General features: G+C 62.1%; 20 protein-coding genes and 2 tRNA genes. 6 read left to right on the top strand and 16 right to left on the bottom strand.

Annotated features, from left to right (window positions below):
• Nucleotides 1-66 precede the first annotated feature (66 nt).
• From QD228_RS04740 to QD228_RS04725, 4 genes are all read right to left on the bottom strand, one after another.
• The gene (locus QD228_RS04740; RefSeq protein WP_279874584.1) at nt 67-1320 is read right to left on the bottom strand and encodes a LysR family transcriptional regulator; all 1254 of its coding nucleotides are present in this window, start codon (nt 1318-1320) and stop codon (nt 67-69) included.
• A 262-nt stretch (nt 1321-1582) separates the two neighbouring features.
• Nucleotides 1583-1966, bottom strand: coding sequence for a RidA family protein (locus QD228_RS04735; RefSeq protein WP_279874582.1), 384 nt, complete (start codon nt 1964-1966; stop codon nt 1583-1585).
• Nucleotides 1967-2126: 160 nt separating this feature from the next.
• Nucleotides 2127-3386, bottom strand: a complete 1260-nt coding sequence (locus tag QD228_RS04730; protein WP_141392336.1) for a D-amino acid dehydrogenase — start codon at nt 3384-3386, stop codon at nt 2127-2129.
• A gap of 321 nt (nt 3387-3707) precedes the next feature.
• Entirely contained in the window at nt 3708-5039 is a 1332-nt protein-coding gene (locus QD228_RS04725) for an MATE family efflux transporter (protein ID WP_103751404.1), read from the bottom strand.
• A gap of 436 nt (nt 5040-5475) precedes the next feature.
• On the opposite strand from QD228_RS04725, the gene QD228_RS04720 reads away from it, so the two are divergent.
• Nucleotides 5476-6435 (top strand): LysR family transcriptional regulator, encoded by a 960-nt coding sequence (locus tag QD228_RS04720; RefSeq protein ID WP_077374722.1) that lies wholly within the window; start codon nt 5476-5478, stop codon nt 6433-6435.
• Between the two features lie 131 nt (nt 6436-6566).
• Here QD228_RS04720 and QD228_RS04715 read toward each other — a convergent pair whose 3' ends face one another.
• Nucleotides 6567-8291: a GGDEF domain-containing phosphodiesterase gene (locus tag QD228_RS04715; RefSeq protein WP_139345447.1), complete on the bottom strand. Its 1725-nt coding sequence runs from the start codon at nt 8289-8291 to the stop codon at nt 6567-6569.
• 520 nt (nt 8292-8811) lie between these two features.
• On the opposite strand from QD228_RS04715, the gene queC reads away from it, so the two are divergent.
• Genes queC through QD228_RS04695 form a run of 4 tightly spaced genes read left to right on the top strand, consistent with a single transcriptional unit; the run spans nt 8812 to nt 11439 of the window.
• On the top strand, nt 8812-9555 hold the full coding sequence (gene queC / locus QD228_RS04710; protein ID WP_279874581.1) for a 7-cyano-7-deazaguanine synthase QueC: 744 nt from the start codon (nt 8812-8814) through the stop codon (nt 9553-9555).
• Complete coding sequence (gene queE, locus QD228_RS04705; RefSeq protein ID WP_077374732.1) at nt 9555-10247, top strand: 7-carboxy-7-deazaguanine synthase; 693 nt, start codon at nt 9555-9557, stop codon at nt 10245-10247. Before queC ends, queE begins: the two co-directional genes overlap by 1 nt.
• 8 nt (nt 10248-10255) lie before the next feature.
• The gene (locus QD228_RS04700; protein ID WP_271302234.1) at nt 10256-11155 is read left to right on the top strand and encodes a 6-carboxytetrahydropterin synthase; all 900 of its coding nucleotides are present in this window, start codon (nt 10256-10258) and stop codon (nt 11153-11155) included.
• A complete protein-coding gene (locus QD228_RS04695) occupies nt 11152-11439 on the top strand; it encodes a YkgJ family cysteine cluster protein (protein ID WP_084208108.1) in 288 nt (95 codons plus the stop codon). Before QD228_RS04700 ends, QD228_RS04695 begins: the two co-directional genes overlap by 4 nt.
• Before the next feature lie 29 nt (nt 11440-11468).
• Here QD228_RS04695 and QD228_RS04690 read toward each other — a convergent pair whose 3' ends face one another.
• From QD228_RS04690 to QD228_RS04680, 3 genes are all read right to left on the bottom strand, one after another.
• On the bottom strand, nt 11469-12725 hold the full coding sequence (locus tag QD228_RS04690) for a CobW family GTP-binding protein (protein ID WP_279874580.1): 1257 nt from the start codon (nt 12723-12725) through the stop codon (nt 11469-11471).
• A 178-nt stretch (nt 12726-12903) separates the two neighbouring features.
• A complete protein-coding gene (locus QD228_RS04685; protein ID WP_279874579.1) occupies nt 12904-14055 on the bottom strand; it encodes an iron-containing alcohol dehydrogenase in 1152 nt (383 codons plus the stop codon).
• A gap of 342 nt (nt 14056-14397) precedes the next feature.
• Entirely contained in the window at nt 14398-15396 is a 999-nt protein-coding gene (locus QD228_RS04680) for an NADP-dependent oxidoreductase (RefSeq protein WP_279874578.1), read from the bottom strand.
• Between the two features lie 263 nt (nt 15397-15659).
• On the opposite strand from QD228_RS04680, the gene QD228_RS04675 reads away from it, so the two are divergent.
• Nucleotides 15660-16616, top strand: coding sequence for a LysR family transcriptional regulator (locus QD228_RS04675; protein WP_279874577.1), 957 nt, complete (start codon nt 15660-15662; stop codon nt 16614-16616).
• Between the two features lie 191 nt (nt 16617-16807).
• On the opposite strand, the gene QD228_RS04670 is transcribed toward QD228_RS04675, so the two are convergent.
• The 8 genes from QD228_RS04670 to QD228_RS04635 form a co-directional block, all read right to left on the bottom strand.
• Entirely contained in the window at nt 16808-18622 is a 1815-nt protein-coding gene (locus QD228_RS04670; RefSeq protein ID WP_279874575.1) for a SurA N-terminal domain-containing protein, read from the bottom strand.
• A 259-nt stretch (nt 18623-18881) separates the two neighbouring features.
• Entirely contained in the window at nt 18882-19154 is a 273-nt protein-coding gene (locus QD228_RS04665; protein WP_065392603.1) for an HU family DNA-binding protein, read from the bottom strand.
• 178 nt (nt 19155-19332) lie between these two features.
• Entirely contained in the window at nt 19333-21741 is a 2409-nt protein-coding gene (gene lon, locus QD228_RS04660) for an endopeptidase La (RefSeq protein WP_084208104.1), read from the bottom strand.
• A gap of 234 nt (nt 21742-21975) precedes the next feature.
• Nucleotides 21976-23268, bottom strand: a complete 1293-nt coding sequence (clpX, locus tag QD228_RS04655) for an ATP-dependent Clp protease ATP-binding subunit ClpX (RefSeq protein ID WP_077374762.1) — start codon at nt 23266-23268, stop codon at nt 21976-21978.
• An 84-nt stretch (nt 23269-23352) separates the two neighbouring features.
• Nucleotides 23353-23973, bottom strand: coding sequence for an ATP-dependent Clp endopeptidase proteolytic subunit ClpP (clpP, locus tag QD228_RS04650; protein ID WP_065392597.1), 621 nt, complete (start codon nt 23971-23973; stop codon nt 23353-23355).
• Nucleotides 23974-24109: 136 nt separating this feature from the next.
• The gene (tig, locus tag QD228_RS04645) at nt 24110-25459 is read right to left on the bottom strand and encodes a trigger factor (protein ID WP_077374765.1); all 1350 of its coding nucleotides are present in this window, start codon (nt 25457-25459) and stop codon (nt 24110-24112) included.
• Between the two features lie 314 nt (nt 25460-25773).
• Nucleotides 25774-25848, bottom strand: a tRNA-His gene (locus QD228_RS04640).
• A 68-nt stretch (nt 25849-25916) separates the two neighbouring features.
• Nucleotides 25917-25991: transfer RNA gene (locus QD228_RS04635), tRNA-His, on the bottom strand.
• Nucleotides 25992-26061 lie beyond the last annotated feature (70 nt).

The raw sequence follows: 26061 nt of genomic DNA, 5'->3' as shown, positions 1-26061 counted from the left end.
TTTCATTGCTGGGGCGAGACATTGTCAGGCGCCCTCAGTCGGTAGCCTTCGCTGTCACCGCGACCGTCATTCCTCGCGCTCGACAGGCAGCGTCGCAAGACTCGCTGCCACCGCCTCTTCCAGCAGGCTGACCAGCAAGGCCTGCACCTCATGCAGCGATTCATCGTCCTGCGTTGCCTGCCACTGCCACTTGAGCGCCAGATAGCGCTCGCTGCGCATCGAGAGCGGCATGCCGATCAGGTCGCCTCCGGCGTCCTCGAGTACCTGATGCGCCGACAGGGCATCGATGATGGTGGCAGCACTGCCTGAGCGCGCCAGACGCCCGGCGCTGGCAGGCGTGGCCACCTCCACCAGACTCGCCGGCGTCACGCGCTCTCGCTTGAGAAGTCCACGGACCAGCCGCCCCTGACTGCTGGTTTCCGGCAGCTCCACGAACGGCCGCTCATTGAGGCGTTCCACCGTCAGCGGCTTGTCGAGCAGTGGCCAGCGCGAAGGCCACAGCAATATCAGTGGCAGCTTGAGCGCAGTAGTCTGGCCTGCAGCGTCGCGCTGCTCGTCGGCAGCCTCGACGGGAGGCTGTGCCGCCGTTGTCGTGTCGTCCAGAGAGGACAGCAGATCATCCTGGCGAGTGATACCGACCTCCGACAATGCGGCATCGTCTCCCAGCTCCGGCATGCCTGAGGAGACACCCTGCGCCGCAGGGATGCCGGCGCCCTCCTCGGTGCCCTCCACCAGCACGGTCTCCTCACGGGCCCGGGCGCGCAGACTCTGCTTGAGTTCGCGTGCGCGTGCGGCCGCTGTCCTGGCACGCTTGCCGCCCTGAGGCTCCTCCGGCGCTTCCAGCGTGACGGCCATGTGTATCCGCCCCTCGGCCAGCGCCGCGGCATGTGTCGAGGCTTCCATCACCTCAAGGCTCGGCAGCCAATCACTCAACGACTCGCTGGCCGCGATGCGCTCAAGCCATCCGGTGCTGAAGGCTTCCAGAGACGGCGTCACTGCCAGTACCAGGCGCGGGCGCTTGCCACTGCCCGGCCCGAAGGCCAGTCGCCTGAGTTCGGACTGCGCGGTGAACATCCGGGCCAGTGACGGGGTCAGGCGTTCGGCTTCCGGCGTGGGCACCAGGCGGCCACCTTCACGCAGGAACAACGAATAGCCCAGCGTCTGCTCAAGCTGCGCCAAGCCCCGCGAGACCACCGGCACGCTGATGCCAAGCTGCGCCGCGCCACCCTTCATCGATCCGCACTCGATCACCGCCCACAGCATTTCCAGCTGACGCAGCCGTATGCCGGGTTCACGTGTGCCTGTGTCTGACTGCGCCATGATGTTGCTCCTTGAAGGGGTTCGTCCGCGATGCTCCGAGAGTCAGCAGTGGGCGCCGGCTCATTTAGCCTTACGCTAATCATGCTGACGCCAAATGTCACGCTTCACCTGCCTTCAAGACGTCATGCCCCTGAAACGACACTCCCCCCGCTGATGAATCAGCGAGGGGAGTGAGGGACAAGGCATCGATGCGCCAGTCATTCGTTCAGACCGGCCACTCGTTCAGGCCGGTCATTCCTTCAGACCGGCAATGGGCGAGCCATCACGAGAGTTCCAGTACGCCTTCTGCTTCAAACAGCACGCCCTTGGGCAGCTCCTTGACGCCGACGGCAGCACGCGCCGGATACGGCTGGCTGAAGTACTGCTCCATCAAGGTGTTGACCACGCCGAAATTGCTGAGATCGGTCAGGAACAGGTTGACCTTGACCAACTGATCCAGACTACCGCCAGCCGCTTCACACACCGCCTTGAGATTGCGGAACACCTGATCGGCCTGAGCCTCGAATCCGCCCTCCACCACGTCCATGGTGGCCGGGTCCAGCGGGATCTGGCCGGACAGGAACACCAGGTTGCCGGTACGCACCGCCTGGGAATAGGGACCGATGGCGGCAGGTGCGGCGTCAGTGGAGATGATCTGCTTGGTCATGCGGGCTTCCTTGTATCGAGTGGTGAAAGAGAGGTCTTGAAGCGTATGGGAGACGCGTCACCTGACAGCGTGCTCAGCGACTCCCTGATGACACGAGACGAGAAACGGGAGCGATCAGGGCCCGCCGACACCGGCAGGCCCTGACGACGGCACATGACATTCAGGCAGCGTAACGACCGAGGTTCAGCCCGTTCGGGTCGATGCCGGGCGTACGCCCGCCGACCAGGTCTGCCAGCAGGCTGGCGCTGCCACAGCTCATGGTCCAGCCGAGCGTGCCGTGTCCGGTGTTCAGCCACAGGTTGTCATACTTGGTGCCACCGATGATCGGCGTGGAATCCGGGGTCATCGGACGCAGGCCGGCCCAGAATTCCGCCTTGGCATAGTCGCCCGCTTCCGGGAAGACATCACGCACCACCATGTTGATGGTCGCACGGCGCTTCTCGAGCAGGGACAGGTCGAAGGACGCAAGCTCCGCCGTACCGCCCACGCGGATGCGATCATCGAAGCGCGTCAGCGCGACCTTGAAGGTCTCGTCCATCACCGTGGACTGCGGCGCGGCATCGGCATTGATGATCGGCACGGTCAGGCTGTAGCCCTTGACCGGGTAGATCGGCAGATCCAGATCCAGATCACGTGCCAGGAAGGGCGAGTAGCTGCCCAGGCACATCACATAGCTGTCGGCGCTCATCTCGCCGCGGTCGGTGATCACCTTCTCGATCCGGCTACCAGTACGCTGGATGCGCTGGATCGTGGTATTGAAGACGAACGTGACGCCCAGGGTGTCACGGCAGTAATCCGCCAGCCGGTTGGTGAACAGATGGCAATCACCGGTCTGATCGTCCGGCAGGTGAAGCCCGGCGATGAACTTGCCCGGCACGCGCGCCAGGGCCGGCTCGACGGCGGCGCAGGCCTCGGCATCCAGCAGCTGGTGACGCACGCCGCATCCGGCCAGTACCTTCATGTCCTTCTGCACGGCCTCGACCTGGGCCTCGTTGCGGAACAGCTGCAGCAGGCCCTTCTGACGGTCCTCGTAGCGCAGCCCTGTCTCTTCACGCAGCGAATTGATGCACAGACGACTGTATTCCGCGACGCGAACCATGCGCTCCTTGTTCACGGCATAACGGTCCGCATTGCAGTTGGCGAACATCTTGACCATGAACTTGGCCATCTGGGGGTCCATGCGCGGCTGGATCTTGAGAGGCGCGTGCTCCTGGAACATCCACTTGACGGCTTTCTGCGGAATGCCCGGAGCCGCCCAGGGAGAGGAAAAACCGAAGGACACCTGGCCGGCATTGCCGTAGCTGGTTTCCATCGCCGGACTGGCCTGACGATCCACGACCGTGACCTCATGGCCCTGACGCGCCAGATAGTAGGCACTGGTCACGCCGACGACACCGCTTCCGAGCACAAGAATCTTCATGTTGTTCTACTCCGTGACTGCAACCGCGCTCGGCGGTGGAAGAAAGGGGGTTCCGTGCGCCGCGCACGAAACGTATCGCTTGATCCAGCCCCGAGCAGCAGCGCTGCCTTCAGTGGCTTGACCTCAATTACCCCAGTATAAGAGTGAAATCCGTCACGAATATTCTGTTATTGGCCTCCAATACAGATGATTGATAGCTAATTTTGCCAACCTGCCAGCAATTACGCACAAAAAAGCGGCCATTTTTAGAATGGCCGCTTTTGCACTACGTCAAGGACTCGTCCTGGCAGTCTCACCCTCTCGAACACCCCCTCATCGGCATCACGCGGTGGCGCTCTCGACAGGCCCTCGGGAGGGCTTGCCCAGCCCACCGATCGCCTGACGATAGAGACGCCAGGCCACGATACCGGCCAGCAGATTGCCGATGGCCGCCCCGATCGCGACGCCGCGCAGACCATCGAGCTCAGCGCCCAGCCAGACGGCTGGCAGGAAGCACACGAAGAGACGCAGGAAGGACAGAAGCGTGGCCCGTAGCGGCCAACCCAGCGCATTGGCGGCCGAGACCACCAGCATGCAGATTCCCAGGAAGGCATAGCTTGGCAGCATCCAGGGGATCAGCAGGACCAGCGCCGCGCCGACCTCCTCATTGCCGACCAGCAACCGGGACAAGGGGACGGCGAGGAGCGCTACCACCACGCCCAGCACCAGCTGCCAGATGATCACGATCCTGGCGACCAGATTCATCAGTCGGCGCACTTCCTGCCAGCGACCTGCGCCGTAGCACCGTCCCAACCAGGGGGGCAATGACATGGTGAGTGCCAGCACCACGATCAAGGAAAAGGTCTCGAGCCGGCAGGCGATCCCCCAAGCGGCCACCTGGGTCTGACCCAGCGTCGCCACGATGGCCGTGACCAGCATGGCGGACACGGCCGGCATCATCTGCGAAAGGATGGCCGGTGCCGCGATCCCCGTCAGCTGACGCCAGGAGTCCCGCCATTCCTGAACCAACCCCTGCACCGCGATCCACTCTTCCTGCAACAGCTTGAAAGTCGTCACCATCAGGCCGATCACGAAGGCGATCAGCGTCGCCCAGGCAGCCCCCGCCAATCCGAACCCCGGCACGGGGCCGAGACCGAAGATCAGCAGAGGGTCCAGCGCCAGATTGAGCAGACTGGTCACCAGCATCATCACGCCGGGCAGCCGCGTGTTGCCGTGGGCACGAAACAGGCTGTAGAGCACATAGGCCATGGCGCCCACCCAGCTGGCCACCAGCCAGGGGCCCCAGTACTGCTCGATCAGCGAGAGCTCCTGATCATTGGCGCCCAGCAGATGGAAGGCCGGCGCACGTATCAGCCATAGTCCTACCATCAACAGTGCCAGCAATCCGCCGGAGACCAGCACCACCACACTGCCGAGCCGCCGGGCACGAGCGTCCTCCCCTGCCCCCAGCGTGCGTGACACGATGGCGGCAATGGCGATGCCCATGCCGACCTGGACCCCGATGATCAGGAAGGTCAGCGGGAAGGTGAAGGACTGAGCCGCCAGTGGCGCCGTTCCCAGGCGCGACACGAAGGCGGCATCCACCAGATTGAAGCCCAGCAATCCCATGATGCCGATGGTCATCGGCAGTGTGGAACGCCAGAGACGGGACATCAGCTCGCCGGTACTCGGACAGGATGAAGGCGAGGATGTCGAAGAAGTACGAGTTGAAGACATGCAATCACTCCCAGGATGCCAGGCATCGCTGGTCTGAAGAAGAGAACGAGGGCGCTTGAGCTACGCGACGACAGCGCTTGAACGTTGATTCTAGGGATTCCTCCGTCAGGCAGATACCGCCAGCCAGACATGTCTTTGATGCAGTAACGGCAACACGAAGGCGAGAAAATCCGTTGATGCGTAGTATTAGCGGAAACATTGGGCGTGCTAAGCTTCGCCTGTTGACGATGCTGACCCGCTGGGCGACCGGTCTGTCCCTACCGATTGTCCTGCCATCTGCGGGCGGCGTCCCTGTCTGCTGAAGCGCGCCGCAACCCTGAAGAGCAGGACGGCTGCGTGAGCCTTTTCCTGTTGCATCACGAGAGGTCATACCGTGGATAAAGCATCCCGCTTGTTGCTGTTTCTGGATGTCGTGGAAGCACAGAGCTTCTCCAAGGCAGCCGATCATCGTCAGGTCAACCGCTCGGTGGTTTCCAAGCAGATCAGTCGTCTGGAAGAAGAGTTGCAGATTCGTCTCTTCAACCGCTCGACCCGCTCGCTGGCCCTGACCGATGCCGGCCGCGAGATCCATCAGCATGCCTTGCGGCTGCGCGAAGTGCTGGAAGACACCGATGATGTCGCGGGCGCCTACCAGGACGGGCCACGAGGGGTGCTCAAGATCACCAGCCCCAGCCACTTCGGTCGCACCTACGTGGCTCAGGCGGTGCGCCTCTACATGGAGCGCTATCCGGACACCCAGGTGGAAGTCCGTCTGGAAGACCACCTGACCGACCTGATCGGTGGCGGCTATGATCTCGCCATCCGCATGTCGGAACTGGAAGACTCCAACCTGATCGCGCGTCCCCTGGCCGCGCATCGCCATCTGATCTGCGCATCGCCTGCCTTCATCGAACGCCACGGCATGCCGAAGACCCCCGCGGACCTCTCGGGGCTGCCGGCGGCCGTCTATTCACGCGATGGCTTCATTCTCGACCGCCTGCGGGTGTGCAGTGAAAGTGGCGTCGAGGAAAAGGTGGCGCTGGATTCTCGCCTCAAGGTCAATGATGCCGACGTGCTGATCGGAGCCATCAAGTCCGGTGCCTGCTATGGCATGATCTCCGCCATCAACATCAAGGATGAGGTACTGAATGGCGAGCTGGTCCCGCTGCTTACCGACGTGCCGATGAAGCCGCTGCCATCCATCCATCTGGTCTACCCGCATCGCCAGTATCTTCCCCAGAAGACGCGTCGCTTCAGTGATTGCCTGCAGGAAGTCGTCGGGACTCCGCCGGTGTGGGAGCAGCGCATTCCGGGCTTCGAGAACATGTACGGCTACGGCAAGACCTGCAGCTGAGCGCGTCACTTGCCTGTCTGGCGCCCGCTTCTGCTGCATGAAGCACCGAAGGAAAAACGAAAACGCCCGTCATGCGACTGCATGACGGGCGTTTTGGTTTCCTGTGCCAGACAGGGCTTGCACCCGTCAGCTCAAGCGGCCCCGGGACAGGGGCGAATGCAGGGCTTGTTGCCAAGCCACTGCTTGAGCTCCGGCAGGCGCTTGGGCCGCGCGTAGCGGAAGCCCTGCACCAGATGACAGCCCATCTCCACCAGCAGGCGTTCCTGCTCCACCGTCTCGACGCCCTCGGCCAGCACTTCCATGCCGAGGCTATCGGCCAACGAGATGGCATGCGAGACGATGGCGCGGTCACGCGCATCATGATCCAGGCTGCGGACGAACTGCTGGTCCACCTTGAGGCGACAGGCGCGTAGATCCCGGACATAGAGCAGCGAGGCAAAGCCGGTCCCGAAGTCATCGATGGCAAGCCTGACGCCTCGGTCGATCAGACCGGTCAAGCGCTCGACGACGCGATCCAGATCCGGCACCCGTGAGGACTCGGTGATTTCCAGCTCCAGCCGCTCGGGGGCGAAGTCGTGCAAGGCGAGCGCCTGTGAGACTCGCTCGGGAAAGCCGGGGTCACGAAATTCCTGGGCCGAGACGTTGATCGCCACCGACAGCGGCTTGCCGTCCGGGGTCACCAGATCCCGCGTCGCCTTGAGAGCAGCATCCATCACACGAGCCCCGACGGTACCGATCAAGCCGTACTGCTCCGCCAGCGGGATGAAGCGCCCAGGCCCGATGGTCCCGAGCTCCGGATGGTCCCAGCGCACCAGCACCTCCACGCCGACCGCCTGACCACTGACCAGATCGAACTGGGGCTGGAAGGCAAGATCGAGCTCTTCGAGATGCTCGCGCAGGTCACTGGTCAGTCGGTAATCGTTGAGGTGACGCATGTGGGCACCGGGCGAGAAGACATGCCAGGCCCCGCAGACATCGATATCGTCCTGCTCGCCATGCAGCATGGCCAGTTCAGCCAGGTGCAGCAGCCGATGCGCGCGACGCGCGTGCTGAGGCGCCAGGCTGATGCCCACCCGCGCGGTGACGGGCAAGGACTTGCCATCCAGGCGCATCAGCGTGACCAGCTGCTCGCACAGCTCGCTGGCCCGCGCGATCAGGGCGACTTCATCGCCGGTGAAGAACAGCGCGAAGGCATTGCCCAGCGGACGACAGACCAGTGCATCGCGGTATTGCAACGACATCGCTTCCGCCACGCGCTCCAGCAGCGGGTCGATACGCTCCGCGCCATGCGCCGAGTTGATGATCTCCAGATGGGTCAGCGAGAGATAGATGATGCCGCCATCGACCGCCTCACCGGACAGCAGCTCGTCCACCTGGGCATTGAAGCGATCACGCGACAGCAGGTTGATCGGCTGCAGTCGACGCAGCGCGATCAGCACCTTGTCGTCCAGTCCGGCAGCGCGCGCTTCGGCCAGACCCGAGAACGGCGCCTTGAGGCGCACGCGGCGCTCACTGACCGGTTCAAGCCGCGGACGCGCCTCACCGAACAGCTCCTTCCAGCCACAGGTATAGGCGACGAGTCGTTCTTCATCGAACACCGCCATTCGCCAGGGAAGATTGGCCTGCTGCACCAGCAGCCAGTGGCCCAGCTCCCCGTCGATCCCCATCATCCACATCCCCGGCTGGCCGCTGAGCCCACAGGGCTCCGGCAGATGCGACAGGGTTCTCGGCAGTTCAGGCTGGTGTTCTGCCTGACGGGCACGGGGTGAGCTCCAGGCGAGCTGGCCGAAGCGGTCGAAGATCCACAGCGGCTCTTCGATGGAGGATAACAACTTGATCAGAATATCGAGAGGCACGCTCACCCCACTGCAGTCACAATGAATAAGGGTCTTGCTATCCCGCCCGCTGACGGTGCAACCGTTACCGCCATCGAGCCCACCTCCGGTCCTTCACATGCCATGTCTCACTTCAACGGCATGTCCTGCACTTTCACCATTACTGCAATCTTTCGCTAATACACTGAGTCTATGTCAGGGCATGGGGCAGGTACCAAGGCTATTTTCTCGCCCCATCAACGCTTGCGATGTCTCGACGCTTTTCCTGAGCCAATGCGGTACGCGCCTCCCGGCCATCCAGAATGTCCTGCTGGCCTCAAAGTGTCCTGGTGGGCATCAAAGTGTCCTGGTGGCCTCAAAGCGTCCTGGTGGGCATCAAAGTGTCCTGGTGGCCTCAAAGCGTCCTGGTGGGCATCAAAGTGTCCTGGTGGCCTCAAAGCGTCCTGGTGGCATCAACACCGCGGGAAGAGTAGGATAGGCGCCCGTTTCGCCCGGACCGGATCCCGGGCGCCGAATCCATCGGTCAAAGAAATTCTCCGTCATGACTCTCAACGTCCCGAATTCCGCTGTATCCGCTCCTGCCTCCTCTGCAGAGCGCCCCCGCGCCGTCGTCATCTACTCCGGTGGCATGGACTCCTACACCGTCCTGCACCAGGCGCTGAAGGAAGGCTTCGAGGTACACGCCCTCTCCTTCCATTACGGCCAGCGCCACTCGCGTGAGCTCGACGTCGCACGCCAGGTCTGCGAGTCACTGGGCGTCGCCCACGAAGTCGTCGACATTCGCGCCATCCATGGACTGATCGACAACTCCGCGCTGACCAACAGTGACCAGGCGATGCCCAAGGCCGACTACGACGAGGACTCCATGACCTCGACCGTGGTGCCCAATCGCAACATGATCCTGCTGTCCCTAGCGATCGCCAAGGCCGTCAATATCGAGGCTGGCGTGTGCTTCTATGGTGCCCACGGCGGAGATCACGTGCTCTACCCGGATTGCCGTCCGGAATTCGTCGAGAAGATGAATGCCATCGCCGCGATCGCCAACTTCTCGCCGGTGGAGATTCGCGCGCCCTTCCTGCACGCCAGCAAGGACGAGATTCTGGCCGCCGGCATCGCCATGCAGCTCGATTACGCCCAGACCTGGACCTGCTATGAAGGCCGCGAACTGGCCTGTGGGGAATGCGGCAGCTGCCGTGAACGTCTCGCTGCCTTCGCCGCCCATGGGCTGAGCGATCCGCTCGGGTATGACACGACCGATTCGGCCAAGGGCGCAGGCACTCTCTGATGTATACGGTAAAGGAAGCGTTCTACACCCTGCAGGGCGAAGGTGCTCGCGCAGGGCGCGCCAGCGTGTTCTGCCGCTTTGCGGGCTGCAATCTGTGGAGTGGTCGTGAGCAGGACCGCGACACCTCGGTCTGTCGCTTCTGCGACACCGATTTCGTCGGCACCAACGGCCAAAATGGCGGCAAGTTCCGCACCGCAAGCGAGCTGGCGGACTTCCTGGCCAGCCTGTGGCCGGAACACTCCGGCATCGCCACGCCCTATGTGGTCTTCACCGGCGGTGAGCCGCTGTTGCAGCTCGACCGCGAACTGGTGGACGCGATGCACGCCCGCGGCTTCGAGATCGCGGTGGAGACCAACGGCACCGTCACGCCGCCCGCCGGCATCGACTGGCTATGCGTCAGCCCCAAGGGTGCCAGCGAGCTGGTCCTCACCGGCGGCGATGAGCTCAAGCTCGTCTACCCGCAGCCGGAGGCGCTGCCGGAGCGCTTCGTCAGTCTGGACTTCGCGCACTTCTATCTGCAGCCACTGGATACCGCCGCCCTGGATGCCCTGCCCGCGCCAGCCGCCGCTCGCGAGCATTATCGCGAGGTACTGGCGACGGATACGCCGATGAACCAGTGCGTCAGTTACTGCATGGCCAATCCCCAGTGGCAGCTATCGCTGCAGACTCACAAGATCAGTGGTATCGATTGATGACGGCAATGACTTCCAAGACCCTGTTCGTCAGGGCCCTCACCGCGGTGGATGCCTCGGTGTGGAGCAATACCCGCGGCCTGCATGGCATCAGTCAGCATCTGGACCTGGAGCTGGACGGCGCCGTCGGCCATGACGGCATGCTGTTCGACTTCGGCGACGTCAAGCCGTGGGCCAAGCGCATGATCGACCAGGACGCCGATCACACCTTGATCGTGCCCAGTCAGGCCGACGGCGTGAGCGTCACGGACTGCCCGGAAGGACTGTGTCTGCGCTTCACCCAGCCCTATGCCATGGAAGTGCGCGGCCCGCGCCAGGCCTTCTGCCTGCTGCCGGTGGCCGAGGTCACCACCGTGGTGCTGGCCAACCACTTCGAGAAGCTGCTGACGCGCCGCCTGCCGCCGCGCGTCGAGGCGCTGCGCGTGCGCCTGCGCGATGAGTGCATCGAGGGTGCCGCCTACACCTACAGTCATGGCCTGCGTCATCACAGCGGCAACTGTCAGCGTATCGCGCATGGTCACCGCTCCCCGCTGGTCATCGAACGCAATGGCGTACGTGACACGGCGCTGGAAGCCGAGTGGGCCGAGAAGCTCAATGACCGCTACCTGGCCGAAGAAGGCGATCTGATCGACCGTCCCGGCCGTGAGCTGGTATTCAGCTATGAGGCACCGCAGGGCAGATTCCGCATTCGCCTGCCGCGCAAGCAGGTCTGGTTGCTGCCGACACCGACCACCATCGAGTGGATCGCCGACTGGCTGGCGCGCCAGATCGCTCTCGACAGCGGCGACAGCATTCGCGTCGAAGCCTATGAAGGGATCAACAAGGGCGCCATCGCGCGGCACACGCCAGAGACCGCCCGCCAGCCGCTGGTGCTGCCTGAGCATGAGGAAATGCCCGCCACATCATGACGCAGACCGCCCACCACTTCGCGGCCACTCCCGCATCCGGCTGCCGCGCCGGCTGCGGAGGGTGCTGCATCGCGCCTTCCATCTCGAGCCCGATTCCCGGCATGCCCAATGGCAAGCCGGCAGGCGTGCGCTGCGTGCAATTGGATGACGAGAATCTGTGCAAGCTGTTCGGAACGCCACAACGACCGGCCGTGTGTGGCAACTTCGACTTCGATATCGAGCTGTGTGGCAATTCAAGCGAAGAGGCCCTGCGCCTGATCGGCGAGTGGGAGCGCCTGACGTGAGAGACGCCCCCTGAGGGATAGATCTCAGCTCACTCGCCGAAGAAATTGAAGGGCCTGGCGGCACCCTCGCTGCGACAGGCCAGCAAGGCGGCATTCAGCTGACGGGAATCCGCCAGCGGCAACGCAGTCGCCATCCCCTCCTGCCCCTGCTCCTCCAGCGGCGCGATCAACTCGAGTCGTGAGTCCTCGCGCCAGCTGGAAGGCGCAAGTTCGGCACGTCCCTTGGCACGGTTATAGCTGCGCCAGCCTTCCGTCGTGTGAAAGATGCCCTTCACCCGCCAGTCGCGCGGCAGTCCATCCAGCCACCGGGTCAGCTGATCAAGATCGAACACCTCGCCCGCCACGATTCGCCATCCCAGACTGGCATGCTCAAGCCCTTCGGCCTGCTCGATCACCGGTGCGCCGGGCAATGGCATCACGCCTGAGACTGACGTCTTTTCACTGGTGGAAGTCTCCTGCGCCAGACGCGCCCTATCCCGCGCAGCGCGATGGGCAGCCGGCATGCTGATCTCGGGCTGGTTCTCACGATCTTCGCTGACGTGATGGGCGTCGCTGGCGTGCAAGCCGCCCTGGCGATGGGATTCACGCCCTGCTGGCAGCAGCCAATCGATCAGCGCGACCTCCTGACCGTCCATGCGTGCCTGGGCCGGCTGACTTTCGCCGTCGGCTCTGCCCAGCTCACCCACCCAGCGCTTGCGCGGCCACATCCCTTCCAGAAACTCATGCGCGGCCGCCAGCTGCTCATCAGTCGCCAGATCCCGCTTGCTGAGCACCACGCCCCCCGCCAGCGTCAGCTGGTCCTGGAAGATGCCGTGTTCACGCGTGCGGGTATCGTCCAGTGCACACGGGTCCAGCAGGGTGATGACCTCCTCGAGCTCAAGCGCGGAGGCCAGCCCTTCACTGCGCAGTACATCGATCAACCCTGCGGGATGTCCCAGCCCCGAGGGCTCGATGATCAGACGATCAGGACGGGTCTGATGGATCAGGCTGACCAGTCCCGCCTGCAGCACGAAGGCCAGCTGACAGCACAGGCACCCGCCGGGCAGCCCCTTGACGCTGACATCCTCGCGTCCGGCAAACAGTGCCTGATCGATGCCTACCTGCCCGAATTCATTGACCAGGATCGCCCAATGCTCATCCGCCGGCTTGGCCGCGACCAGTGCCTGGATGAAGCTGCTCTTGCCGGTTCCCAGAAAGCCGGTGATCAGATGCACCGGTATCCGCGTGTGACGTGCTAAATCCGTCGAGGCGTCGCCGGTATCGGCGCCGCGTGAAGCCAGAGACATGCTGAATTCTCCGCAGGATGAAGGGCGTGCAAAAGGTTATAGAGTAACAAAATAAGCCCGCACATGACGCAATCCGGCAATCGGCAAGCCGCCGCCAAGGGGACATACGCAAAACCCCTCGCCACCAGAGGTGGCGAGGGGTTTCAGGCTTGCCTTTCGCCCTGACTGACGTGCGTGATCAGGCAGCGCGGGTCAGGATACGACGCGCCACGTCCGGCGTGATGTCACCGTGCTCGCCGATGGCAGTGAAGCCATGACGTGCCAGGTTGTCGACCAGCTGGTCGATGCTGTCGGCACCGATGCCGGCTTCGCTCAACGATACCGGCGCGCCCATGCGGGTGAAGAATTCACGCGTCTTGTCGATGGCAGCGCGGGCGACGCTTTCGTCATCACCGTCCAGTCCCCAGACACGACGACCATACTGCGCCAGCTTGGCACGCTTGGCCTCGAACATTTCTTCCCACAGTGCCGGCATCACGATGGTCAGGGTGCGGCCATGATCGACACCGTGCAGTGCGGTGATCTCGTGACCGATCATGTGCGTGGCCCAGTCCTGCGGCACACCACGCCCGATCAGCCCGTTGAGGCCCAGGTTGGCGGCCCACATGATGTTGGCGCGCACGGCCAGGTCATCCGGCTGGCTCAATACCTTGGGGCCTTCCTCGATCAAGGTCAGCAACAGACCCTCGGAGAAGCGATCCTGGACCGGCGCGTTGACCGGGTAGGTCAAATACTGCTCGCTGACGTGCACGAAGGCATCGACGACACCGTTGACGCTCTGGCGCTCCGGCAGGGTCAGGGTGGTGCCCGGGTCCAGCACCGCGAAGCGCGGGTAGGCCAGTTCGCTGAACATCGGCAGCTTGTCGTGGGTCTCGTAATTGGTGACCACGGCATTGCCGTTGGACTCGGAGCCAGTGGCCGGCAGGGTCAGCACCACGCCCAGCGGCAATGCCGTCTCGGGATGCTTGCCTTCGGCGAGAATCTCCCACGGATCACCGGCGTGACAGGCGGCCAGCGCGAGGAACTTGCTGCCATCGGCGACGCTGCCTCCCCCGACTGCCAGCAGATAATCGACCTTCTCGCGCTTGATGACCTCCAGCGCTTCCAGCAGGGTGTGATAGCTCGGATTCGGCTCGATGCCGCCGAAGCTCCACCACTGATGGCCCTCCAGTGCCGCTTCCACCTGATCCATCACGCCGTTCTTCTTGATGGAGCCACCACCATAGGTGACCAGCACGCGGGCATCGGCGGGAATCTCGTCACGCACCTTGGCGATCTGACCGGCACCGAAGTGCACGCGGGTCGGGTTCTGATAGGTAAAGTCCTGCATGATGCTCTCCTCGCAGAGTCAGGGGCGGCACGGCGGCAATGCAGAACGCCGCCATGATCAGGCGCCACCTGACACAGGGTGTCGCGTGAGGGCCTGGTGACACGAAAACGAAATGAAGACGTCACCACCCCACGAATGTTGCGCACATTCTAGAGCAGCATCTACGACGAAAGTAGAGCACAGTGCGCACGTCTTTGGTTCGTGTGAATCACCAATCGCGTCGCGACGTGACAGCTTCTCACAAACGCGAAAGGCTCGCCGTGGCGAGCCTTTCGTGAATGCCTGAGCACCGCGCGTACGCGAGGCGTCAGGTGTTCGGGGCTTCAGTGCTGCCGTCTCAGGTTACAGACGTACCAGCATCTTGCCCTTGTTGGCACCTGTGAACAGCTTGAGGAAGGCGTCCGGCGTCTGTTCCAGTCCCTCTTCCACCGTCTCTTCGTAGTCGATATCGCCCTTGGCGACCTGCGGCCCCACTTCCTCGAGGAAGCGGCCGTAGTTGTCCCAGTGATCGAAGACGATGAAGCCCTGCATGCGCGCCCGGCGAATCAGGATCATCGAGATATTGGAGGGGCCCGCCGCCACCTCGGTATCGTTGTAGCTGGAGATCATGCCGCAGACGGCGATGCGTGCACCGACGTTCAGGTTGTTGAGCGCCGCCACCAGGCAGTCACCACCGACGTTCTCGTAGTAGACATCGAAACCGTCCGGGCAGGCCTCCTTGAGCGCTTTCGTCAGCTGCTCAGCATCCTTGCCCTTGTAGCTGACCGCCTTGACGCCGCGCGCCTCCAGCCAATCCAGTTTCTCCTGGCTGCCGGCGATGCCGACGACAGTCCCGCCCTTGGCCTTGGCCAGCTGCACGGCGAGCGAGCCGACCGCACCGGAGGCCGCGCTGACCAGCACGTTGTCGCCCTCTTTCATCTCGGCGATGATGTTCAGGCCGGTCCAGGCTGTCATGCCCGGCATGCCCAGCACACCCAGGTAGGCCTGCTCCGGCACGTCGATGCTCGGCAGCGGCTCGACCTGGTCGCCAGACAGCTGTGCGATATCACGCCAACCGCCCATGTGGCGCACCTTGTCGCCGGTCTTGAAGCGAGAGTCGCGTGACTCGATCACCTCACCGACTGCCGCACCCTGCAGCGGCTCATTGAGCTCGAAGGGGTCAATATAGGTCTTGGCGCCACTCATGCGGCCACGCATGTAGGGATCGACGGACAACCAGCGGTTGCGAATGCGCACTTCCCCTTCGCCAAGCTCGCTCAGCGCCTCTTCACGCAAGGTGAACAGGTCGCGTTCCGGAGTGCCTTTCGGATAGTCGGTGATCGTGTAATAGCGTGTCTGCATGAAATGCTCCTTGCGAATGATCTGGTCAAACGTCACGTGATCAGAATCGTCATCAGGCAGGTGGCCCGAGGCCTTGACCGTGTGACGACAGGTCGCCGCAATCGTTCCCCGGCGACGAAGTTCCACCAGATTACTCGCGCTCCCGATATCACACCAATGACAGAAACTGAATTCCGGTATGCATGAGACTGATATCATGCGTGGTTGAAAATACGCACCTTCATCCCCGTCCGGGGCCTCTTCACCACCGGAAACTTCCCGCCATGCATCTGGCTGAACTCGCTCGCCATGACCTCAACACGCTGGTCGCGCTGCATGCGTTGCTGGAAACGCGCAGCGTGTCTCGGGCCGCGGAGCGCCTCAACCTGAGTCAACCTGCCGTTTCACGTACCCTGGCTCGGCTGCGCGAGGCCTTTGACGATCCCCTGTTCGTACGTGCGCAACGCGGCCTGCGCCCCACGGCACGTGCCGAGGCGCTCAGACAGCCTCTCGCGCGCCTGCTCCAGGAGCTGGGCGCACTGCTGGCACCCCCCGAATTCTCGCCAGCCGACAGCCAACGCCGCTTCCAGCTGGCCACCACCGACTATGGCATGCACGCCTTCGTGGCACCGCAGATAGCGCCGCTGCATGACCAGGCACCCGGCATCCGTCTGGACATCCAGGCCTATGGTGGCAATGTCGAACAACAGCTGGAGGAAGGGGGGCCGGAGCTTGCGATGTGCGTGCCCACCGCCAAGGTGCCGGCCGGCGTGCATGGGCGCGAGATCGGGGATGACCAGTTCGTCTGCGTGATGCGCAAGGACCACCCGCTGGCAGCGAAGGAGACATTGAGTCTGGAGGACTTCGTCGCCGCCAGCCATCAATTGATCAGCATGGGCGGTGATGAGCGTGGTGCGGTGGATCTCAAGCTGGCGGAGCTGGGCTTGAGTCGGCAGGTCGTCATGCGCCAGCCCCACTTCCTGGCCGCCTTCAGTGTCACCTGCCATAGCGATCTGCTGCTATGCGTTCCGGGCTGCCTGGCCATCAGCATGCTGGATCAGCTACCGCTGGTGCTGCGCCCGCTGCCCATCGCCATCAAACGCTTCTCCTACTGGCTGGTGTGGCACGAACGCCTGCATCATGACGCCGGGCATCGCTGGCTGCGTCAATCTCTCTCGACAGGCATTCAAGCCCGCCACCGCGAACTCTCCCATCGGCTGCGTCAGCGCCTCACGCCGTGACACTGTCGTGACTGTGGGAATGTGCGCAGGATTGACTCGGCATTGCACCAGAAATTGCCCCGACACTGAACCAAAAAAAGACCGCCACCCCATGGGGTGGCGGTCTCTGGTGGCAGAGGTCAGGACGTGATTCTCAAGGGAAGCAATGCCTCGAGTGAGACGTGACGGTACTCACGTCCGTTGCTCCGTGCTCACTTGCGCTCGATATCGGCACTCTCGCGCAAGGATTCCTGCAGCCCCTCGACGGCTGACTGGGCCTGCAGGCGCATCGCCAGACGCGACAGGAACTGGTCCATGTCACCCGGCTCGGCCTCTCCTACATCGGTCAACGCGATCAGGGCGATGCCGCCCTTGAGGGCTGCCTTGCCATACACCGGCTGGTCTGCCTCAGGATGCGGCAGCGCGAAGGCCTGCTTGACCAGATTCTCAGGCAGCTGGGAATCTCCCTGACGGCTGACGTCGTCTGCGTCGCGCCAGTCGATCCCTTCCAGCGACTTGCCTTCACGCAGCGCCTCGATGCGCGTCTGTGCCAATGCCTCAAGCGCCTTGGCGGTCTTGTCCGCCTTGGCTTCACGCTGCACCTGCTGCTTGACCTCGTCGAGGGCCAGCGTCGTGGCCGGACGCTGCTCGAGCACGCGCAGCACCAGACGGCGACTGTCGTCGAGTTCGATCACATCGCTGTTGTAGCCTTCCTTGAGCACTTCGTCATCGAAGGCAGCCGCCATCACACCCGGCTCGGACAACAGTTCGTCGTCATTGTCCTGTGCCACCCAGTCGGTCTTCTCCAGCGGAAGATCCAGATCCTCGGCAACGCTGGCCAGATCATCCGCCGCGAAGCTTTCATCCTTGAGCTGCTGCGCCTTCTCATTGAAGGTGTCACGCGAGGCTGACTTGCGCGCCTGGGTGAGCAGTTCATCACGCATTTCGTCGAACGGCGCGATATCGAGCCCGGTCACCTTGATCAGGTGCAGGCTGTCGCCGGTATCGACGATGTCCGAGACCTGCCCTTCATCCAGCGCGAAGGCAGCGTCATCGAAGTCTTCGCCGAAGATACCGCGGGTGATCACGCCCAGCTCACCGCCATCCTCGGCCGTGGAGCTGTCTTCGGAGACCTCGGCCGCCACCTTGGCGAAGTCTTCGCCGTTGGCGAGTGCGTCACGTGCACCTTCGAGCTTGGCACGTGCAGCCGCCACATCATCGCCCTTCTCGACCATGATGTGCGCGATCTCGCGCGGTGCATCGGCACGCTTGGCGGCATATTCGGCCTTGAGCGTGTCTTCACTGATCTCGCCACCGTCGGCCAGCTCATTCTGATCCAGCAGCACATAGGCCAGCTTGACCTGAGCCGGACGCCGATAGTTGTCCTGATGGTTGTCATACCAGGCGGTCAGCTCATCCTCGCTCAAGGTGACCGGCGACTCGAGGTCGGCCTGACTCAGGGTGGCGTAACGGAAACTGCGCGTCTGACGCTGAAGCTGGCTGAGCGTCTCTTCTTCGCCCGGCAGCACGAAGGCACTGGCGGCAAAACCATCGGTCAGCTGCTGACGCAGGGTGTCGCTGCGCAACTGCTCGCGGAAGGACGTCGGCGAGTAGCCGGCGCTGGCCAGACGATTGCGGAAGACGTCGGCGTCAAAGCGGCCCTGGTCGTCCTGGAATTCCGGGAAGCTGACGATCAGTTGATCGAGCTGTTGTTCTGAGAGGTGCAATCCACCCTCTTCGGCGTACTGGTCCAGCAGACGGGAATCGATCATCTGGGTGATGATCTGATTGCGTGCCTCACGCTCCTGTTCGGGAGCGACCTGTCCGGAACGGATGGCACGTTGCACTTCGGTCTCAACTGACTGACGGCTGATCTTGTCGCCATTGACGCTGGCGATCTCGTCACTGCTGCCAGTGAAGGCACCAATGATCGACTCAACGCCGAAGAAGGCAAAGGTGACGACGATAAAGCCAACGATCGTCTTGGCCACCCAGCCATGCGACCGGTCTCGAATTCGTTGCAGCATGCGGGCCTCGAGCTACAGGGAAGGAAATGGCCTCTAGGGCCGCGAATCAGTGACTGTTGATTATACGCATGACGCCGACAGATGCAGGTGCCTTTGGTAGCGGCAGAAGCAGGGTCACCGCAGATTGCCCATGATATCAGTCACAAAAAAAGCGCATCGCCAGGCGATGCGCTTCGATTTCCTGGTGCCGACCTGACAGACAACGACGTCCTGACAGGGCGGCACCACGTCACCGGGTACCTGCAAGAGCAGGCAGACCTCAGTTGACGGCGTCTTTCAGTGCCTTGCCAGCCTTGAAGCTCGGCACCTTGGCAGCACTGATTTCGATCGGATCGCCAGTCTGCGGGTTACGGCCAGTACGAGCAGCGCGCTCCTTGACAGTAAAGGTGCCGAACCCGACCAGTGCCACGGTCTCACCTTTCTTCAGGCTATCAGTGACGGTGTCGACCATCGCATCGAGTGCACGGCTAGCTGCTGCTTTCGGAATATCGGCAGATGCAGCAATGGCTTCGATCAGCTCGGATTTATTCACTCTTCACCCCTTGAATTTGCAAAAAAATTACCAGAAATCAGCGCGAAAATTACGGGTGCTAAACGCGATCGCGACGAAGCGGAGTTTATAGCAACGCCCTCAAACGACTGTCAAGCAACCTCACGCGCAAAACCGCACCACGCCGCCGTTTCGACAACGGCATGGCCAGAAATATCCATCAATGTGTACTGATGACTGACTGACGACCACTGGCATCGTCCTGTCGAGATTCATCCGGCTCACTTGAAGACTTTTCCGCCAGAGCCACCTCAAGAACTTCATCGATCCAACGCACGGGGCGAATGTCCAATGCATCCTTGATGGTGTCCGGGACCTCCTTGAGATCACGGCGATTCTCTTCGGGAATCAATACGAGCTTTATACCACCGCGTCGCGCTGCCAGCAATTTCTCCTTGAGGCCGCCGATCGGCATGACTTCGCCGCGCAGGTTGACCTCACCGGTCATCGCCACATCACAGCGCACGGGGCGCCCACAGTAAGCGGACACCATCGCGGTGACCATGGCAGCCCCCGCACTGGGGCCGTCCTTCGGCGTGGCACCTTCCGGCACGTGAATGTGCAGGTCTTCCTTCTCGAAGCGTTCAGCCTCGATACCGAAGGACTCGGCGCGTGCGCGCACGACGGTATGCGCTGCACTGACCGACTCCTTCATCACGTCGCCCAGCGAGCCCGTCTTGCTGACACGGCCCTTGCCGGGCGTGACCACCGACTCGATGGTCAGCAGCTCACCGCCGACGGACGTCCAGGCCAGACCCGTCACGCGCCCGATCTGGTCCTCGGCATCCGCGAGACCGAAGCTGTACTTGCGGACACCCGCGTAATGCTCGACCTGCTCGGCCTCGAGGTGCATGGAAGACAGCGCACCTTCCTTGGCCTCGGCGACCACGCGCTCGCGCACGATCTTGCGGCAGACCTTGGCGATCTGGCGTTCCAGCTCACGCACACCGGCTTCACGCGAATAGTAACGAATCAGCTCGAGCACGGAGGCTTCACTGAAGGTCAGCTCGCCCGGCTTCAGGCCATTGGCCTTGAGCTGCTTGGGGGCCAGGTAGCGCATCGCGATGGCCAGCTTCTCGTCTTCGGTGTACCCCGGCAGACGGATGATCTCCATGCGATCACGCAGCGGCCCCGGAATGTTCATCGAGTTCGAGGTACAGATGAACAGGGTCTCGGACAGATCGTAATCCAGTTCGAGGTAGTGATCGGCGAACTTGTCGTTCTGCTCCGGGTCCAGCACCTCAAGCAGCGCCGAGGCCGGATCACCACGGTGATCCATGCCCAGCTTGTCGATCTCGTCGAGCAGCACCAGCGGATTCTTGACGCCGGTCTTGGTCATGCGCTGGATGATCTTGCCCGGCAAGGCGCCGATGTAGGTGCGACGGTGGCCACGGATCTCGGATTCATCCCGCACGCCACCCAGCGCCATGCGAGTGTACTGGCGATTGGTGGCGCGAGCGATGGACTTGCCCAGCGACGTCTTGCCGACACCCGGCGGTCCTACCAGACACAGCACCGGCCCCTTGAGCTTCTTGACGCGCTTCTGCACGGCGAGATACTCGAGGATGCGTTCCTTGACCTCGTCGAGACCGTAATGGTCCTCATCGAGCACCCTGGCGGCGTGATCAATGTCGTGACGCACGCGGGTGCGCTTCTTCCACGGCACGTCGCACAGCCAGTCTAGGTAGGTGCGCACCACGGTCGCCTCGGCGGACGTCGGGCCCATCATCTTGAGCTTGTTGAGCTCCTGATTGGCCTTTTCCTCGGCGTCCTTGGGCATGCCGGCATCCTTGATGCGACGCTCATACTGCTCGACCTCATTGGGCACGTCATCCAGCTCACCCATCTCCTTCTGGATGGCCTTCATCTGCTCATTGAGATAGTACTCGCGCTGCGACTTCTCCATCTGCTCCTTGACGCGGGTACGAATGCGCTTCTCGACCTGCAGCAGGTCGATCTCGGCTTCGATCAGCGTCATCAGGTGCTCGATGCGGTCGCGCACCTTGTCCATCTCGAGCAGCGCCTGCTTGTCATCGATGCCCAGTGACAGGTGGGCACTGATGGTATCCACCAGGCGACTCGGGTCCTCGATGCCCTGCAGGCTGCCCAGCACTTCATTGGGCACCTTCTTGGACAGCTTGACGTACTGCTCGAACTGGTTGAGCAGAACGCGTACCAGGGTCTCCTGCTCGCGCTCGGACAGCGGCTGGCTGTCACGCAGCACGACATCGGCGATGCTGTGACCGTCGTCATGCAGACGAATCGCCTGGATATCGGCGCGTGAGCTGCCCTCGATGAGCACCTTGACGGTGCCATCGGGAAGCTTGAGCAACTGCATGATGTCGGCGACGGTCCCGATCGCGAAGAGATCCTCGGCAGTCGGGTCGTCCTGGCTGGCTTCACGCTGTGCCGCAAGCAGGATCTTCTTGTCGCCTTCCATGGCCACTTCGAGGGCCTGGATCGACTTTTCCCGGCCGACGAACAGCGGAATCACCATCTGGGGATAGACCACCACATCCCGCAGCGGCAGCAGCGGAAGTGTCAGGGTCTGATCATCGTTCTGCTCCATGGCAGACGTTCCTCGGTATTCTGTGGGTGGGCCGCCTCACACGGCTCTCTGATACAGAGACCATGGGGGCAAGGTCATGATTTTGCAATGATCCTGAGACGCATGGGCGGTAACTCAACGCTGAATGAAGCCGCACGCTAGTCATGAGGAACATTGCCAGAGAGGCGAGTGACGAAGGCAAACGCAACGGGGGGCCTTGCGGCCCCCCGTTGGTGCGACTCAGGCCTGGACGCTTCAGCCGTCCTTGCCGGCCACCTTGCCCTGACTCTTCTCTTCGCTCTGGGAGTAGATCAGCAGCGGCTTGCTGTCGCCGGCAATCACTGACTCATCCACTACCACCTTGCTGACATTCTCTTCTGAGGGAATGTCATACATGGTATCGAGCAGCACGCCCTCGAGAATCGAGCGCAGACCACGTGCGCCGGTACGACGCTCGATGGCCTTGCGAGCCACGGCACGCAGTGCGTCTTCACGCAGGTCCAGCTCGACATCTTCCATCTCGAACAGGCGCGAGTACTGCTTGACCAGCGAGTTCTTCGGCTCGGTCAGGATCTGTACCAGCGCGTCCTCGTCCAGCTCGGTCAATGTCGCGATGACCGGCAGACGCCCGACGAACTCGGGGATGAGACCGAACTTGACCAGATCGCTCGGCTCGACATCCGCCAGTACGCGACCAACCGTCTTCTCATCCTGCTTGCTCTTGACCTCGGCATTGAAGCCGATGCCACCCTTCTCGGCGCGCTCACGGATCACCTTGTCCAGACCGGCGAATGCACCGCCGACGATGAACAGGATGTTGGCCGTGTTGACCTGCAGGAACTCCTGCTGAGGATGCTTGCGCCCGCCCTGCGGCGGCACCGAGGCAGTGGTGCCCTCGATCAGCTTCAGCAGTGCCTGCTGCACACCTTCACCCGAGACATCACGGGTAATGGAAGGGTTGTCAGACTTGCGGGAGATCTTGTCGATCTCATCGATGTAGACAATGCCACGTTCGGCCTTCTCGACATCGTAATCGCACTTCTGCAACAGCTTCTGGATGATGTTCTCGACATCCTCACCGACGTAACCCGCTTCGGTCAGGGTGGTCGCATCCGCGATGGTGAAGGGAACGTTCAACAGGCGTGCCAGCGTCTCGGCCAGCAGCGTCTTGCCGCTACCGGTCGGGCCGATGAGCAGAATGTTGGACTTGCCCAGCTCCACTTCGTCCGCTGCCTTCTGACCAGCACGCAGACGCTTGTAGTGGTTGTACACCGCGACGGACAACACGCGCTTGGCGCGGTCCTGACCGATCACGTAGTCGTCGAGAGTCGAGCGAATCTCACGCGGCGCCGGCAGGCGATCATCATCACCTTCGGCGTCGGCTTCGAGGACCTCTTCGCGAATGATGTCATTGCACAGATCGACACATTCGTCGCAGATGTAGACGGAAGGTCCCGCGATCAGCTTGCGCACTTCATTCTGATTCTTGCCACAGAAGGAGCAGTACAGCAGTTTGCCGTTCTCGTCCTTGCCTTTGCCGTCAGCCATTCGCGTACCTCTCAATGGCGGTGACTCCCCGGGGAGTCACCGGAAATGCATGTTTACCGACGTCAGGTCAGCCGTGTGCGTGGATCATTCCACGTCCGGACGGCGTTCCAGCACGGCGTCGATCAGGCCGTACTCCATCGCCTGATTGGCGGCCATGAAGTTATCACGGTCCGTATCGTTGGCGATGGTGTCGAAGTCCTGACCCGTATGGTGCGCGAGAATGCGGTTCAGCTTCTCGCGAATGGTCAGGATTTCCTTGGTGTGGATCTCGATGTCCGTTGCCTGGCCCTGATAGCCACCCAGCGGCTGGTGAATCATCACACGAGAATTGGGCAGTGCGTAACGCTTGTCAGCGGCACCGCCTGCCAGCAACAGTGCCCCCATGCTGGCCGCCTGGCCGATGCATACGGTGGACACGTCAGGCTTGATGAACTGCATGGTGTCGTAGATCGCCATCCCTGCAGTCACGGAGCCACCCGGCGAGTTGATGTACAGATGGATGTCCTTGTCCGGGTTTTCAGACTCGAGGAACAACAGCTGAGCCACGACCAGATTGGCCATGTAATCCTCAACCGGGCCCACAAGGAAGATCACCCGTTCCTTCAGCAGGCGGGAATAGATGTCATAGGCCCGTTCGCCGCGAGCATTCTGCTCGACAACCATCGGAACCAGACCGCCTGCATTCTTGATGTCGAAGTCGTTCATGGGGGCTTCCTTCATCCGATGACATTGATATCCATTGAGCATGCCACTTTACCCTGCCCACTGACCAGAGACCCGGCCGTAGCCGGGTCCTGGAATCACATGCAGAAAGTCAGCACGCTAGGTCAGCAGACAGGTATCAGGCCTGCTCTTCTGCTTCTGCCGCTTCTTCCTCGGCTTCTTCCTGCTGCTGTGCTGCCTGCAGGGCTTCCTGGTAGGACATGGTAACGTCCTTAACCTGAGCCTGTGTCAGCAGCTTGTCAACGGCCTTCTCTTCGAGCAGGACGGACTTGAGCTGGTTGCGAGCCTGTTCGTTGGAACCATAGTACTCGGTGACCTGAGCCGGATCCTGATACTGCTGGGCCATTTCTTCAACGCGAGCGTTGAGCTCTTCGTCGCTGACGTCCATCTCGTTGCTGCTGACGACTTCGCTGAGCAGCAGGCCAGTCTTGACGCGCTGGACGGCCTGGTCCTGGAACAGCTCACCCGGCAGCTGGGAGACGTCGAAGTCTTCGCCCAGACCGAACTGCTGTGCTGCCTGACGCTTCAGGCCGTCGATTTCCTGATCCGCCAGTGCCTGCGGAACGAGGATGTCATTGGCCTTGGTCAGCTCAGCCAGCACCTGCTGCTTGACGCGATTCTCGATCGCATTCTTCAGCTCGCGCTGCATGTTCTTCTTCACTTCCACCTTGAAGCTTTCGACATCGGCAGCTTCCAGGCCGAACTGGGCGATGAACTCTTCGTTCACTTCCGGCAGTTCCTGAGCCTTGACGGCGTGGACCTTGACCTTGAAGGTCGCTTCCTGACCGGCGAGGTGCTCGGCCTGGTAGTCAGCCGGGAAGGAAACCTTGATTTCCTTGTCGTCGCCAGCAGAAGCACCGACCAGCTGCTCTTCGAAGCCCGGGATGAAGCTGTTGGAACCCAGCACCAGCTCGTGGCCTTCAGCGCTGCCGCCTTCGAAGGCTTCTTCACCGAGGAAGCCTTCGAAATCGATCTTGACCTGGTCGCCGTCAGCGGCAGCGCGCTCGACGTCGGTCCAGGAGGCATTCTGCTTGCGCAGGGTCTCGATCATCTCTTCGACGTCGGCGTCGGTCACTTCGGCCTGCGGACGCTCGATTTCAGCGCCTTCGATCGGCTTCAGTTCGATTTCCGGGTAGATTTCCAGAGTCGCGACGAACTCCAGATCCTTGCCGGCTTCATCGACGGTGGCATCGATCTTCGGCCAGCCAGCCGGGTTCAGTTCGTTTTCGGTGACGGCGGTCACGTAATGCTGGCGCATGATCTCGCCAACGATCTCGTTGCGCACGTCCTTGCCGTAACGCTGTTGCACCACTGCCATCGGCACGTGGCCCTTGCGGAAGCCGTTCAGACGAACGGTCTTGGCGGTTTCCAGAAGACGGGCGTTGACGGCCTGGTCGACTTCAGAAGCCGGCACCGTGATGGTGACCTTGCGCTCGATCGGAGAAGTCGTTGCGACAGAAGCTTGCATGAAAGTTCCTCTACCCACTGGTGGCGTTCGAATCATAAAGGCGAAGATTGTAGAAACCCCGCCACGCGCTGGCAAGCGCGGATATGACCTGCCATATGGTGCCTTGGTCCAAGATATTCAAGGAGCCAGGCCTTTTTCTGCTCCGTCCTCCCGCTTGACAGGCGCATGGAGCGCCCGTCAACCCGGTCAGATCGCAGACGAAGCAGTGCGAAAAAACACGAAAAAAGGGGGAGAAAGCCATTGGCCTTCTCCCCCTTTTGCGGCATGCCGCCCGCCCAAGCGGGACAGGCAGCATCCTGATATTCATCGAGACGTGGGGTGGATGATGGGGTTCGAACCCACGACCACCGGAGTCACAATCCGGGGCTCTACCACTGAGCTACACCCACCACTTCTGGAGGTTGGACAGAAAGCCTGCCGTCTCCATCTCGTTGATACTGCTCAAGCTGACATGCAATGGGGTGGATGATGGGGTTCGAACCCACGACCACCGGAGTCACAATCCGGGGCTCTACCACTGAGCTACACCCACCACTGCATGAACACCTTCACATCGTCTGGTCGCCATCATCAGGCTCAATGAAGAGCAATCCGATTCCCAT

The organism is Cobetia sp. 3AK, assembly GCF_029846335.1.
In the GTDB taxonomy this organism is placed as follows: domain Bacteria; phylum Pseudomonadota; class Gammaproteobacteria; order Pseudomonadales; family Halomonadaceae; genus Cobetia; species Cobetia marina.
The sequence above is the reverse complement of the archived record's forward strand: the minus strand, read 5'-3'. Positions and strand labels throughout refer to the sequence as shown.